Source organism: Desulfomarina profundi (genome assembly GCF_019703855.1).
Taxonomy (GTDB): domain Bacteria; phylum Desulfobacterota; class Desulfobulbia; order Desulfobulbales; family Desulfocapsaceae; genus Desulfomarina; species Desulfomarina profundi.
Genome location: NZ_AP024086.1, coordinates 734,829 through 747,749 on the forward strand (window position 1 = coordinate 734,829; position 12,921 = coordinate 747,749).

The window sequence follows — 12,921 nt, forward strand, 5'->3', positions numbered from 1 at the left end:
TTGAGAGTGGACCGTTTTTACCGGTTGCGTGGCACTGGACGGTTCAGTCGCATTCTGTTTAACCTGAATCCGCGGGGCGGACTCTTTCGCAGGGAGGCAAGTGTTTTCCTGATCGTGCTTGGTTATGTTTTTATAACTGTGGTTCAGTATGATATTGTAATGATCACGAAGTTGCCACAGGTTGAGATGTAAAGTACAGTTCTTTCGGGGGAGAGTCAAGTCGGGACATGAGGACTGCTCTTGCTTTCCTTTGAATCAACTGGCATGTTTTCAGGTATTTTTATATATTATTTATACTGAATATTCAATATGTTATTAATAAAATATCACGGAGCCTTCGTGGGGCTGAAGTACTGTTATTATGCTTTGTGAACTGCGAATAAAAAATCTTGCATTGATTGAAACCCTGGACCTTGATTTCGATCGTCGAAATAGTGTTAATCTTGTTGTGATGACAGGAGAAACAGGTGCCGGAAAATCAATCATGCTGCGGGCCATTCATCTTCTGACCGGCGGTCGGGCGTCTCTTGACTGGGTACGAAACGGTGCCCAATCTTGTGAAATTGAAGCCCTTTTTGAGTTGAACCCCGCCCATTCCCATCTACTGAAAAAACTGGACGAGGCCGGTTTCGGCAATGACTGTCAGGTTATCATAAAAAGAGTAATCACCCGATCCGGACGATCAAGGCTTTATGTCAATGGTTCTCTGGCAACAGCCAGAACCGTTTCAGATCTGACTGCGGATATGTTGAGTGTCGCGGGTCAGCACGATCATCAGAAACTGCTGCAGCCAGCTCTGCACCTGGATATTCTTGATACACTGGGAGAACACTGGCCGATGCGCAGGGAACTGGGTAATCTTTTTGCCGAATGGCAGGACAGGAAAACCCGGCTGTCCCGGTTGCGTGAAGAAGAGCAGGAAAAGGAGCAGAAACGGGATTTCCTTAAATTTCAGGTAAATGAAATCAGAGAAGCGGAGCTTGAACCAGGTGAGGATGAGTCGCTGGCACTGGAAAAGAAACGGCTTAAAAGTGCGGACATCCTTATAAAGGTGAGTCGGGAAAGTTACCGTCTGCTGTCTGCTGAGTTGATGGATGGACTGATCCGGCTGCGCAGAAATATGGAACAGCTTGCCGAGCTTGACCCCGGTGCAGAAAAAATCAGGGAGGAAATCAGCGGTTTCACTTATCTTGCCGAGGATCATGTCCACGAACTGCGATATTACAGGGATTCCCTGGAGAGTGATCCTCTCCGTCTGGAAATTGTCAGTGAGCGATTGGATATGATCCGACGCCTCAAGCGGAAATATGGTGAAAGCCTGGATGAAATTCTTGAATTTGCACACAAAGGTGAAAAGGAGTTACAGCGCCTTGACAATATGGACAGGCAGATAGAAGAGCTGGAGGCGGAAGTTGACAGGGCGGAGCGGGCTGCCTGCAGGGTTGCGCGGGACTTATCTCTGGCCCGCAGGAAGACGGCCCTGGCCATGGAGGAGGCCATGGAAAAGGAATTGCGCTCTCTGGCCTTTGATAACGCCGGGTTTCATGTCAACTGGCAGGATGTGGAACAGGTACCTGAAAAATTGCGGGCAACGGGATGGGATCGTGGCGAATTCTTTTTTTCCGCCAATCCGGGGGAGCCACCTAAACCCTTGGCGAAAGTCGCTTCCGGTGGTGAACTGTCCCGGTTGATGCTGGCCATGAAATGTCTTCTGGCCAGAAAAGATATGGTTGAAACAGTTATCTTTGACGAGGTGGATGCTGGAATCGGTGGCGAAGCAGCGGAGGCGGTTGCCAGAAAAATCAGAGAGCTGGCCGAACATCATCAGGTTTTCTGCATTACCCACCTGCCCCAGATTGCCGCACGGGGGACACTTCACTTCCGGGTCAAAAAGGAGGTTGCTGACGGTCGGACTCAGTCTGCGGTGGAACCTCTCGGCTCCGCACAGCGGGTGGAAGAACTGATGCGGATGCTGGCAGGTGAGTCGGCAACGGAACAGACAAGGATCTGGGCTGAACAGCTTTTGACTGCGGGAAGTGAATCATGAGAAAAATAAAAGCGCTGGCCCTTTTTTCCGGCGGCCTGGACTCTATTCTGGCAACCCGTCTGGTGATGTCCCAGGGGATTGATGTCACTGCCATTCAGTTTGTGACTCCGTTTTTCAATTACAGGATTCTGGCGGACAGAGAGGCTCACCGCAAAAGAATGTACAAGCTCTACGGCATTCATGTGGATTTGTTTGATATCAGTTCAGAATATCTAGAACTTTTGAAGAATCCGGTCCACGGATTCGGCAAAAATTTCAATCCCTGTATTGACTGCAAGATTTTCATGCTGTCAAAAGCAAAAGAAATGATGGATGAAAGGGGGGCAAAATTCCTGATTACCGGCGAAGTTCTCGGGCAGCGTCCCATGTCCCAGCGCAGGGATACCTTGAATGTGATCGAGAGAGATTCAGGGACCAGGTCCTTTCTTTTAAGGCCGCTCAGTGCAAAGCTCATGGTGGAAACAGAAGCGGAAAAGAAAGGCTGGGTGGACAGGGAGAAACTTCTTGATTTTAGCGGTCGAGGGCGTTCCCGGCAGATTTCCCTGGCAAAAGAGTATGGTATTGCCGATTTTCCGGCACCGGCCGGAGGGTGTATTCTGGCCGACCCCATCCTCAGCCGCAGGATAAGCCAGCTTTACTCCGATGATTCCCCCTGTCTGCTGCCGAAATCACAACTGAAGATGTGCGACTGCTGCTGGTCGGCAGACAGTTTCTCCTGCCCGGTGGTGGATGGTTGGTTCTCGGCCGGGATGAACGGGACAATGACAGACTGGAAACACTTGCTGGAGAAGATGACGCGCTCCTGTGGATGGAACAGCGACCTGGTCCGACAGCCCTGTTGAGAAGAGCGGCTACATGGTACGGGGACCCCAAGGCTCTGGCTCGAGATCTGAAACTGGCGGCACGTCTTGTTGTCCGCTACGGTCGAAAAATTGACGGCAGACGCCCCCCCGGTGAAGTGACGATCACCCTGGCTGAACGTTCGGAAAAAACTGTTGTTCCTTTTCTGGAAGATTCTGTTTTCAGGGACTGGATGATGCAGTAGCCGGTGAACTGATGAGAAATACAGGTTACAGGTCAAAAATCTCCCTGATACTTTCCTCAAAGGCGTAAACGGTGCTGCTTTTTTTCAGTTTTTTGAACGGTTTCTTCTTTTCCGGAAAAGAGGCAATAAGGTAAAGCCACAGCTGCTTCATTCGACCGAGAAGGTGACCCGGCCCGCTCAATCGTTCCCTGTACCCGGTGTAGAGTTCTTCGTGAAAGGCGAAAAGCCTGGTTCTTCTTTCTTCCCGGTTTTCGCTCTGCAGCCCCTTGATTTCCTCCGCCAGAAACGGGTTCATGAGCAGTCCCCGGCCGATCATCCAGGTGGAGGTATCAGGAAAGTGGTGAGCCAGTTCTGTAAATCCGTTCCTGGTTGTAATATCCCCATTGTACACAAGAATATGGTGGCTCAGCTCCAGACAGGTGGCAAAACTTTTGGGGTCGGTTTGTCCCCTGTACTGCTGTTTTCCCAGGCGGGTGTGAATGATGATTTCCTTCAGTGGAAAATCGTTGAGACGGGGCAGGAGGTGGAAGAGTTCCTCTTTTTGTTGATAGCCAAGACGTGTTTTTATGGACAGTTTCATCTGTGTCCTGCTGGTGACTTTTTCCAGCAGAAACAGTATTTTCTCGGGATAAGGGAGCAGGCCTGAACCTCTTTTTTTTCTGGCAACCATGGGAGCTGGACAGCCCAGGTTCCAGTTGATATGGCAATAACCGAGATCGGCCAGGCGACCGGCCAGGACAAGAAAGTCATCGGGATCCGTGTGGAGAAGTTGAGGGATGGGCGGAATGTTGTTGGTTTCCGGCAATATATCCTGGAGCATTCTGTCGTTGTACTGGCAGTTTTTCTGGGGATTGATGAAAGGGGCAACTGCCGCATCAATCCCGTTGAAATGACGAAAAAAGGTGTTGCGAAACAGGACATCTGTTACTCCTCTGATGGGAGCCAGGTAAATGAAGGGTTGTCTGCTGTTTTGAGAAGTGTCCATTTTAACTGTGTATGATAGAGAACCACTATGCTATAATTATTACCTAACCCGCATTTTTCATCAGTTCAGGCGGCGTCAGCTACAAAATTTTCAAGAGTAAATAATAGTTGTCTATATTTACTGTTGAAATATTGCAGAAGATGGCGTCGCCTGGGCTGACCTTGGGTGAACATTGTGTCAATTTTGTTCGACTACTGATAGTTGGCTAATTATTTGTATTCTACAGCTCATCTCAAAATTGACACAATGTTCATGAGAAATGCGGGCTAAATCCTGCAATTGCCAGTCCCGCAGGGCAGGAAAATGAAGAAAAAATCGTCTCATGCAATCGGTGAGCCGAAAAGAACACGTTTCTTCAATACCATACCGATCAGGTAAGGGAATTTTTTTTCTTATCATTTTTTAAGTGCAGGTTAAGAGAAAGTATTTTTGTGGAATGTAGGGGAAAATGAGAAGTGTGTAAAGTAAAACTCCAGAACCTGGCCCGTCTGTCTGCATATTATCCGGAGCGGCTGCTGAAAGCCCTCGCGGAAGCGGCCGGTCGTGATGGAATCGAGCTGCATGTCGTGGGGGGAACGGTACGGGATATGCTTATGGGAAAGCATCCGGGAGATCTGGATATTGCCCTGGAAAAAGGTGCGATTCCCTTTGTTCATACCGTTATCTCCACTCTGGGCGGGGGAGCTTTGTTGATCTTTCCGGTCCTGAGGCTGAAGGGGCCCGCCTGGTCTGGCAGAACATCCAGATAGACGTAGCCGATTACAGAAAGAATGCATCCACCATTGAGGAAGATCTGTTGCGGCGGGATTTTACCATAAACAGTATGGCCGTACCTTTTGAAAATCTTTCTGGTGATGGGCTCAAAGCGGATCTGCTGGACCCGGCCGGCGGTTTGACGGATCTGCAGGGCGGAGTACTGCGCCATTGCGGGGGTGCCTTTGCTGATGACCCGGTCCGTATGGTCCGCGGTTTTCGCTTTCAGGCTACGATGGGGTTTTCTCTGGTGCCGGAAACAATGTCGGCAGTTCAGGAAAATTGCTCACTGATCAGTCGAGTGGCACCGGAGAGAATCCGTGTTGAACTGGATATGATTTTTTCCTCGAATAAAACCGCAGCAACCCTGAAAGATATGCACGCGACCACCCTTCTTGAAAAACTGTTGCCGGAACTGTATTGGGGAAGGGGTGTTGCCCAGCCGAGATTTCATCGCCTGGATGTTTTTGATCACAATATGCTGGCGCTGGAGATGATGGAGGAGCTGATTGCCTCCCCCGAAACATATTTTCCGAAAGCGGGTGAGAACTTGAAACAATATCTCAAGGATGAACATGTGGTCTGCGGGCTGAAATGGGCTGCACTTCTGCACGATATCGGCAAGCCGGGAACCAGGGGGAAAAGTGAAAAGGAGGCTGGACGGGTGACCTTTTACGGCCACGATGAGGCAGGAAAAAACCATTTCTCCGACTTTGCAAAACGGATGCGCTGGAGTGGCAGGGATACTGATTTTGTTGCTTCTCTCATTGGCATGCACATGCATCCCTTTCATCTCTGTAACAATGTCAGAACAGGAGGGATTACAAAAAGGGCCGCTCTAAAACTCTGTAAACGGGCCGGCGACAGGCTGCCTGCTCTTTTTCTTCTGGCCATGGCAGACAGCCTGGCCGGCAGGGGGAGCAGAAACCCGAGAATATGGAACAGGAGATAGCATTGCTTTTTGATGAAGTGTGCAGAGAGTACAGGGAGAGTATAAGGCCGGTACTCAAGGGCCCGCGTCTGCTCACCGGAACCGATCTGAAAGAGTTGTTCGGTCTGGCTCCCGGTCCTTTTTTTTCCACAATCCTTGACGGGCTGGAAACAGCCAGAGTGGAAAGTGAGGTGAGAGATCGGAGTTCCGCCATCAGTTGGGTGGAGACATTTCTGGGAAATGCGGGATACGTCTTGTCAAAGAAAAATAAATGGACTAAAACGTGCGTAAAGTAAACGATTACTATGCTAAGAAGGCCAGAAAGAATAAGTTTCCAGCCAGGTCTGTCTATAAACTGGAAGAGGCCCAGCAAAAATATAAATTTATTCGTAAGAGGGACAGTGTTCTGGATCTCGGCTGTTATCCGGGGAGCTGGTCGCTCTATGCCTCGGAAATAGTCGGCCCGAAAGGTATAGTGGTCGGGGTGGACCTGCAGCAGGCTGATTGCAGTCCCCGTCCCGGGGGGGCACCTATCCACTGGCTCTGCCAGGATATTACTGCTCCAGAACTGGTGCCCATGGTTCGCAGGTTCAGGCCTGCTTTCCGTGTGCTGATCTCGGACCTTGCACCGAGAACCTCAGGGAGTCGCTGGGTGGATGCCCAGAGGTCTCTTGACCTTGTCAATACAACCCTGTCCCTGGCCGAACTGCTGTTATTGAATAAGGGGCATTATATCTGCAAAGTCTTTCAGGGAGAGGATTTTCCCGATTTTGTGAAAAAGATGAGAAGCCAATTCGGTATGGTCAAGGTGATAAAGCCGAAAAGCTCCCGGGTTGAGAGCAGGGAAGTTTTTGTGCTTGGAATGGAATACAGGAAACCTGCAGGTTCTTCCAGGTAAGTCATATGATAGACCTGGATCCGTGACAATGTTTTTTTTGATTTTAAGGAATACGCTGAAAATAATCACTTGTTGCCCTGCGGGGCATCTGTTCACGGGTTCAGGATAGATTTATTAATTATCAACAGGTATAAAATATGTCAGGACACTCAAAGTGGTCAACGATCAAGAGGAAAAAAGGAGCCAATGATGCCAGGCGGGGCAAGATCTTCACCCGGCTTATCAAGGAGATTACTGTTGCTGCAAGAACCGGTGGCGGGGACCCGGAGGGTAATCCCAGGCTGAGGGCGGCAATAGCCTCGGCCAAGGCGGAAAATATGCCCAAGGATAATATTGCCAGGGCAATCAAAAAAGGCACCGGTGAAATAGCCGGTGAAGTTTATGATGAAATCCTCTACGAAGGATATGGTCCGGGCGGAGTTGCCGTGCTGGTGGAGTGTATGACCGACAACCGGAACAGGACCGTGGCTGATGTGCGGCATTACTTCACCAAGAGTAACGGGAATCTGGGAGAGTCCGGCTGTGTTGCCTGGATGTTTGAAAAAAAGGGTCTGATTCTTGTGGACAAGGAGACCGTGTCCGAAGAAGAATTGATGGATCACGCCCTGGAGGCGGGTGCCGATGATATCATTGAGGAAGAAAGTGAATTCCAGATTCTGACACCACCGGAAGATATGGACGATGTCCGCAGTGGGCTCGAAGAGGCCGGTATCAGTTTTATAGAGGCTTCCATTTCCATGATTCCCAAGAATACAGTGGATGTGACAGATGAAAAGGTGGCACGATCCCTCCTGAAACTGCTTGAAAACCTCGAAGATCATGATGATGTGCAGAAAGTGCACGCCAATTTTGATATTGACGATGAGCTGATGGAACAGCTCTCGTAAAGTCGGACCGGGAGTCGGAAAAAAAGTGGAACGTATCCTCGGGATTGATCCCGGCAGCAGGATTACCGGATATGGCGTTATAGACGCTGAAAGAAACGGGCTTTCCTTTGTCGCCTGTGGTGTTATTAAAACAACGACGGATTATCCGTTTTCTTTCCGACTCAACGAGATATTTGAAGGAATTAACGAAGTTATCCAGGTTCATAATCCCGTTATCGGAGCTGTAGAGGATGTGTTTCTGGCCACGAACCCACGTTCGGCACTGAAGCTGGGGCATGCCCGTGGAGCGGCTGTCGTGGCGGCCATGCAGAATGGGCTGACTGTCTATGATTATAGTCCCCGGGCGGTAAAGCAGGCTGTGGCCGGTTACGGGCAGGCGGAAAAACCTCAGGTGCTTCATATGGTCAAGGCTCTGCTGTCCCTGAATGGTTCACCCAGCCCGGATGCGGCTGATGCACTGGCTGTGGCTATTTGTCATGCCAATCAATTTCACCTGTAAATATAAAAATAATGATTGCAGCACTTACCGGCAGAGTTTTCTCAATACAGGCGGACAGGGCGGTTATCGATGTCGCTGGGGTGGGTTACGAGGTTTTTCTGGCCACAGACAGTGTGGCCCGGCTGCCGGAAGTGGGGGAGGAAATTCTTCTCCATATCCATACCAATGTCCGGGAAGATGCCATCACTCTTTACGGTTTCCTGGAACCTGAGGCAAAAGAGCTTTTCCTTATCCTGAAAACGGTGTCCGGAATCGGTCCCAAGCTGGCCCTTGCCATGCTGTCTGGACTTCATGTTGCAGATCTCTGTCGGGCAATAACAGAAGGGGATATCAAGACGTTGACCACTCTTCAGGGAGTTGGCAGGAAAACAGCCGAGCGGGTCTGTGTCGATTTAAAGGAAAAAGTCGGACACCTGGTGCAGGGGGAGTGAGCCTCACGTCTGTTCATCAGCCGGTGGTTCCGGTGGCCGGTTCACCGGTGGCGGATGCCATCTCTGCTCTGGTCAATCTCGGGTATTCTGATCCCGTGGCAAGAGAAACTCTCGGTTCGGTCAAAAAAAGGCTGGGTAATGATTCTTTCGGGGAGATGGGAGTGGAAGAACTGATCCGTGAGGCGTTGAGGACTCTTGTATGAATATTGAGGAAAATATTTCGGCGGATGAACGACTGGTCAGTCCGAAACCGGCCGGCAGAGAGCCATCCGGTGATACCGGGCTTCGTCCCAGGAGCCTGGAGGAGTATATCGGCCAGGAAACCCTGTGCAAAAGCCTTTCTATTTTTATCCAGGCGGCCAGGGGCGGGGTGAGCCGCTGGATCATGTTCTTTTTCATGGTTTTCCAGGCCTTGGCAAAACAACCCTGTCCTATATCATCGCCAACGAGATGGGGGCCGGCATCAAGATGACCTCTGGTCCTGTCATTGAAAAGCAGGGAGATCTCGCGGCGATCCTGACCAGTCTTCAGGAGGGGGATGTCCTCTTTATTGATGAAATTCACAGGCTCAATCATGTGGTGGAAGAAGTTCTTTATCCTGCCATGGAGGATTTTCAGCTGGATCTTATTATCGGTCAGGGGCCCGGGGCTCGCTCGGTGAAAATGGATCTTCCCAGGTTCACCCTGGTGGGGGCCACCACGAGGACCGGCCTGCTGACACCGCCCCTGCGTGATCGTTTCGGGGTGATTCTCCGACTGGAATTTTATTCTCCAGAGGAGCTTGTCAGTATCGTGATGCGATCGGCAACTATTCTCGGAGTGAAAATAGATCAATCCGGAGCCCTGGAGCTCGGCAGGCGTTCCCGGGGAACACCGAGGATTGCCAACCGGCTGCTCAGGAGGGTTCGGGACTTCGCCCAGGTGGGCAGGCATAAGGTGGTCAATGCGGAAGTTGCAGGTGAAGCGCTTAACCTGCTTGGGGTTGATCAGTACGGTCTGGATGATATGGATCGTCGCATCATGCTGACTGTAATTGATAAGTTCCAGGGCGGGCCCATTGGTCTGGATACCTTGGCAACCGTGGTCTGCGAAGAGAAAAATACCCTGGAGGATGTCTACGAACCGTTTCTCATCCAGTCCGGATTTTTGAAACGGACACCACGTGGGCGGGTGGCCACGGCAACCGCCTATGAACACTTCGGTAGAACCTCACCGCAGATCAGGGGAAATCAAAAGTCACTTTTTGATGAATGATGATCTCGTAAAAAGTCGTTCAACGTTCTCAGATGGACTCTGGAAAAACTTCGATATACAAGGCGTGGCGGTGTCGTGTAAGCGCAGGCGTACATATGGTACGTCGAGCATTGCACGATCACCCCACAACGCAGTAGATCGGAGTTTTTACGAGTCCATCATGAATAAGGAAAGGGAGAGTACTATGGGAAGGTCGGTGACTGAAATTCGGGCGATGAAAGCTGAAAAGAAAAAAATAACCGTGCTGACCGCCTATGATGCGGCAATGGCCCGTCTTTTGAGCGATTGCGGAGTGGATGCCCTGCTTGTCGGGGATTCTCTCGGTATGGTTGTTCTGGGATATGACTCCACTGTTCCGGTGACCATGGATGAGATGATTCATCACGCCAAAGCGGTTCGTCGCGGTGCGCCTGACACCTTTATTATCGGTGACATGCCTTACGGTTCCTATCAGACGGGGGTGAGGGATGCCGTTTTGAACGGTATACGATTTATCAAGGATGCCGGTTGTGATGCGGTCAAGCTTGAAGGCGGTGTTTCCGTATGTCCTGTAGTCAAAGGGCTTGTTGAAGCCGGAGTGTCTGTCATGGGACATATCGGGCTTACACCTCAGAGTGCCGGTCAACTGGGTGGCTACAAGGTCCAGGGGCGTGGGCTTGATGACGCCAGGAGAATGCTATACGAAGCAAGAGCACTGGAGGAAGCCGGAGTCTTTTCCATGGTGATTGAATGTGTACCGGACAGCCTGGTCAAGGTGATCACCGAATCGGTTTCTGTTCCGACCATCGGTATCGGGGCGGGAATTCACTGTGACGGCCAGGTTCTGGTGACCCATGATCTGGTGGGGATGTTTGAGAAGTTTACCCCGAAATTCGTCAAAAAATATGCCAATCTTTCTCCGCTGATCAAGGAGGCTGTGACAGCGTTTCATGATGAAGTGAGGGCTGAAAAGTATCCCGAGGAAGAGCACAGTTTTACCAGTAAGGTGGATTATCGTCAGTTACTCGATGAGTAACCGTGGTGGTGTAAAGTGGGGTATTATTCTTGCCCCACTTTACACCACCCTGTTTTTTTCTGTTTTTCTCCTCTGTTATACCTTTCCTTAAAATCCTTCAATAACAGCGTCTTAGAGGTAGATGCAGGGAAACTGTTTGTTGGGCAGTTGTGACGGTTTTTTTGCTGCTTTCTACCATATATTGTGTATCTGTCCAGGTGCATATCCTTTATATTGTGTTTTCCCTCTTCGTGTTATTGCTCTTATCCTCCTGAAGTTCCACAAGTTTTTTTCTTGACACATTCATGTGCCCTGTTATAAAAGATAAGGTAGTGGTGGTGTAAAGTGGGTTGTAGTCCCTATTTGTGGTGTTGAGTGGCAAGGAGAAACTTCGGTGATCAGGAATCGTTTTCGTGGCAGTTCGGATCATGTTCTGGACAACAAGGGAAGGTTGAACTTTCCTGCCCGGTTTCGTGATGTGTTGCGGAATCGTGAGTCCGAAATACTGATTCTTGCTCCCTGGAAGAGATATCTCCGTGTTTATCCAATCGCCGACTGGGAAGCCCTTGAGGAAAAGATATGGAATGAGGGACCAACCGGAGATCTCAACGAAACGTTTGTCCGTTACCTGATGAGGAATCTGGAGGAGTGCACTCTGGACAAACAGGGGCGGATTCGTATTCCCCAGAATCTGAAGCAGGCTGTTGGTCTTGACAAGGAAGTGACCCTGTCCGGAATGAGAAACTGGGTGGAGATATGGGACCGGGATGCACTCCTGGTCGACAACGCCCAGGCTGAGGAAAATTTCGAAAAATACGAAAATCAGGTTCGAAAACTCGGTTCGTATTGATGACTGCAGATACCAGGGAAAAGGCAATCCATACCTCGGTTCTTCTGGCGGAAACCATGGAGTATCTCCAGCCTGTTTCGGGCGGCGTTTACATGGACGGCACTCTGGGCCTGGGCGGTCACAGTGAAGCGATTCTTGAAAAATCGGCTCCCGATGGGAGGGTCATAGGTTTTGAATGGGATGAAAGTGCCATTGAAAAAGCCGAAAGAAGGTTGGCGATCTATGGTGACAGGCTGCAGATAGTGAGAAGGAATTTTGCAGAGATCGGGGAAGGACTGGAAGAAGCTGGTGTTGAAGCGGTTGATGGCCTGTTGATTGATGTGGGGCTGTCTTCGCTGCAGCTTGATATGGGAAATCGGGGGTTCAGTTTCCAGCGCGATGAAGTGCTCGATATGAGAATGGACAACAGGAGGAGTGTAACAGCCGAATCTATTCTTGCAGACTGCACCCGGGAAGAGCTGGCCGATATTTTTTTTTATTACGGCGAAGAGCGGCAGGCAAGACCCATCGCCGCAGCCATAATGGAAAACAGAAAACAGGAACCGATCAGGACAACAAAGCAGCTTGTGTCAATTATTTCAAAGGCTGTTCCCAGGCGGTTTCATCCCGGCAGGATTCATGTGGCCACCAAAGTTTTCCAGGCCCTTCGGATAGCGGTGAATACTGAACTGGAAAACCTGGCCCAAATCCTTGACGACGGGGTTGACTGGTTAAAACCGGAAGCCAGGTTTTGTGTGATCTCTTTTCATTCTCTGGAGGATCGAATTGTAAAAAGAAAATTCAGGGAAAATCCGGAATTGGAGGTTGTCACGTCAAAAGCAGTTTTGCCATCCCGTGATGAAATCCTTGGAAACAGCAGGTCGCGCAGTGCGCGCCTGAGGGTGGCGAAGAAAAAATAGCAGCAGGAAGCCGGGAGGAAGAACATGAATATTCAAAATCCAGTACAGCCATATATACGTCCCCGTGTACAGAGTGGTGCAGGACAATACTCCGGATCCCGTAAAAAGGGGGGCGTTGTCGATTCAGTAGTATGGAAACCGGTGGTGAAGATCCTGCTGTTCTTTCTGGTCCCTGTTGTTGCTGTAAATATTTTCCTTGGAGCCTCAATCAGAGATACTGACAGGTCAATTTCAGTTGCAGAGAATAAAAAGTATGAATTGAGACTTGAAAATTTCAGACTGAAGGAAGACCGGGATTTCCTGAGAAGCACAGAGCAGATTGAGCGTATGGCCGGGGAAAAGCTTTCCCTGTATAAACCGAAAGGGCAGGTAGTTAAGTACAACACCAGGAAGGGGACATTTTCCGCTGTATTTTAACCCGACATACGGGATTCATCCTGTTTTTCCG

16 protein-coding genes and 1 pseudogene are annotated in these 12,921 nt (G+C 50.0%); 16 read left to right on the forward strand and 1 reads right to left on the reverse strand.

Going from position 1 to position 12,921, the window contains the following annotated elements:
• Positions 1–361: 361 nt before the first annotated feature.
• The 3 genes from recN to LO777_RS03420 are packed head-to-tail and all read left to right on the forward strand — an operon-like array spanning position 362 to position 3,092.
• On the forward strand, positions 362–2,047 hold the full coding sequence (gene recN / locus LO777_RS03410; RefSeq protein WP_228856162.1) for a DNA repair protein RecN: 1,686 nt from the start codon (positions 362–364) through the stop codon (positions 2,045–2,047).
• Positions 2,044–2,889 carry an adenine nucleotide alpha hydrolase family protein gene (locus LO777_RS03415; protein ID WP_228856163.1) on the forward strand — a complete coding sequence of 282 codons (846 nt, stop codon included), beginning with the start codon at positions 2,044–2,046 and terminating at the stop codon, positions 2,887–2,889. The genes recN and LO777_RS03415 overlap by 4 nt, the downstream gene beginning before the upstream one ends.
• On the forward strand, positions 2,781–3,092 hold the full coding sequence (locus tag LO777_RS03420) for a hypothetical protein (RefSeq protein ID WP_228856164.1): 312 nt from the start codon (positions 2,781–2,783) through the stop codon (positions 3,090–3,092). Before LO777_RS03415 ends, LO777_RS03420 begins: the two co-directional genes overlap by 109 nt.
• A 25-nt stretch (positions 3,093–3,117) precedes the next feature.
• Here LO777_RS03420 and LO777_RS03425 read toward each other — a convergent pair whose 3' ends face one another.
• Positions 3,118–4,077 carry a tRNA dihydrouridine synthase gene (locus LO777_RS03425; RefSeq protein WP_228856165.1) on the reverse strand — a complete coding sequence of 320 codons (960 nt, stop codon included), beginning with the start codon at positions 4,075–4,077 and terminating at the stop codon, positions 3,118–3,120.
• 455 nt (positions 4,078–4,532) lie between these two features.
• On the opposite strand from LO777_RS03425, the gene LO777_RS19930 reads away from it, so the two are divergent.
• From LO777_RS19930 to LO777_RS03490, 13 genes and pseudogenes are all read left to right on the forward strand, one after another.
• Positions 4,533–4,826: a nucleotidyltransferase family protein gene (locus LO777_RS19930; protein WP_268907500.1), complete on the forward strand. Its 294-nt coding sequence runs from the start codon at positions 4,533–4,535 to the stop codon at positions 4,824–4,826.
• A gap of 47 nt (positions 4,827–4,873) precedes the next feature.
• A complete protein-coding gene (locus tag LO777_RS19935) occupies positions 4,874–5,782 on the forward strand; it encodes an HD domain-containing protein (protein WP_268907501.1) in 909 nt (302 codons plus the stop codon).
• Positions 5,767–6,057, forward strand: coding sequence for a hypothetical protein (locus tag LO777_RS03440; protein WP_228856166.1), 291 nt, complete (start codon positions 5,767–5,769; stop codon positions 6,055–6,057). The genes LO777_RS19935 and LO777_RS03440 overlap by 16 nt, the downstream gene beginning before the upstream one ends.
• A complete protein-coding gene (locus LO777_RS03445; protein ID WP_228856167.1) occupies positions 6,045–6,659 on the forward strand; it encodes an SAM-dependent methyltransferase in 615 nt (204 codons plus the stop codon). Before LO777_RS03440 ends, LO777_RS03445 begins: the two co-directional genes overlap by 13 nt.
• Positions 6,660–6,796: 137 nt before the next feature.
• The gene (locus LO777_RS03450) at positions 6,797–7,546 is read left to right on the forward strand and encodes a YebC/PmpR family DNA-binding transcriptional regulator (RefSeq protein ID WP_228856168.1); all 750 of its coding nucleotides are present in this window, start codon (positions 6,797–6,799) and stop codon (positions 7,544–7,546) included.
• A gap of 25 nt (positions 7,547–7,571) precedes the next feature.
• Positions 7,572–8,045 (forward strand): crossover junction endodeoxyribonuclease RuvC, encoded by a 474-nt coding sequence (ruvC, locus tag LO777_RS03455; protein WP_228856169.1) that lies wholly within the window; start codon positions 7,572–7,574, stop codon positions 8,043–8,045.
• An 11-nt stretch (positions 8,046–8,056) separates the two neighbouring features.
• A complete protein-coding gene (gene ruvA / locus LO777_RS03460) occupies positions 8,057–8,476 on the forward strand; it encodes a Holliday junction branch migration protein RuvA (RefSeq protein ID WP_228856170.1) in 420 nt (139 codons plus the stop codon).
• On the forward strand, positions 8,473–8,679 hold the full coding sequence (locus LO777_RS03465; protein ID WP_228856171.1) for a RuvA C-terminal domain-containing protein: 207 nt from the start codon (positions 8,473–8,475) through the stop codon (positions 8,677–8,679). The genes ruvA and LO777_RS03465 overlap by 4 nt, the downstream gene beginning before the upstream one ends.
• A pseudogene (ruvB, locus tag LO777_RS03470) lies at positions 8,676–9,730 on the forward strand (Holliday junction branch migration DNA helicase RuvB). The gene LO777_RS03465 and the pseudogene ruvB overlap by 4 nt, the downstream one beginning before the upstream one ends.
• Before the next feature lie 184 nt (positions 9,731–9,914).
• Positions 9,915–10,745, forward strand: a complete 831-nt coding sequence (gene panB, locus LO777_RS03475; protein ID WP_228856172.1) for a 3-methyl-2-oxobutanoate hydroxymethyltransferase — start codon at positions 9,915–9,917, stop codon at positions 10,743–10,745.
• Between the two features lie 373 nt (positions 10,746–11,118).
• On the forward strand, positions 11,119–11,574 hold the full coding sequence (locus LO777_RS03480) for a division/cell wall cluster transcriptional repressor MraZ (protein WP_228856173.1): 456 nt from the start codon (positions 11,119–11,121) through the stop codon (positions 11,572–11,574).
• Positions 11,574–12,473, forward strand: coding sequence for a 16S rRNA (cytosine(1402)-N(4))-methyltransferase RsmH (gene rsmH, locus LO777_RS03485; protein WP_228856174.1), 900 nt, complete (start codon positions 11,574–11,576; stop codon positions 12,471–12,473). Before LO777_RS03480 ends, rsmH begins: the two co-directional genes overlap by 1 nt.
• A 24-nt stretch (positions 12,474–12,497) precedes the next feature.
• Positions 12,498–12,890, forward strand: coding sequence for a hypothetical protein (locus tag LO777_RS03490; protein WP_228856175.1), 393 nt, complete (start codon positions 12,498–12,500; stop codon positions 12,888–12,890).
• Positions 12,891–12,921 lie beyond the last annotated feature (31 nt).

Bases quoted from the DNA above. Each gene is read 5' to 3' on its own strand.
- panB (WP_228856172.1), top strand. From the start codon at position 9,915: ATGGGAAGGTCGGTGACTGAAATTCGGGCGATGAAAGCTGAAAAGAAA.
- ruvA (WP_228856170.1), top strand. From the start codon at position 8,057: ATGATTGCAGCACTTACCGGCAGAGTTTTCTCAATACAGGCGGACAGG.
- LO777_RS03415 (WP_228856163.1), top strand. From the start codon at position 2,044: ATGAGAAAAATAAAAGCGCTGGCCCTTTTTTCCGGCGGCCTGGACTCT.
- LO777_RS03425 (WP_228856165.1), bottom strand. From the start codon at position 4,077: ATGGACACTTCTCAAAACAGCAGACAACCCTTCATTTACCTGGCTCCC.
- LO777_RS03450 (WP_228856168.1), top strand. From the start codon at position 6,797: ATGTCAGGACACTCAAAGTGGTCAACGATCAAGAGGAAAAAAGGAGCC.
- LO777_RS03440 (WP_228856166.1), top strand. From the start codon at position 5,767: ATGGAACAGGAGATAGCATTGCTTTTTGATGAAGTGTGCAGAGAGTAC.
- rsmH (WP_228856174.1), top strand. From the start codon at position 11,574: ATGACTGCAGATACCAGGGAAAAGGCAATCCATACCTCGGTTCTTCTG.
- recN (WP_228856162.1), top strand. From the start codon at position 362: ATGCTTTGTGAACTGCGAATAAAAAATCTTGCATTGATTGAAACCCTG.
- LO777_RS03490 (WP_228856175.1), top strand. From the start codon at position 12,498: ATGAATATTCAAAATCCAGTACAGCCATATATACGTCCCCGTGTACAG.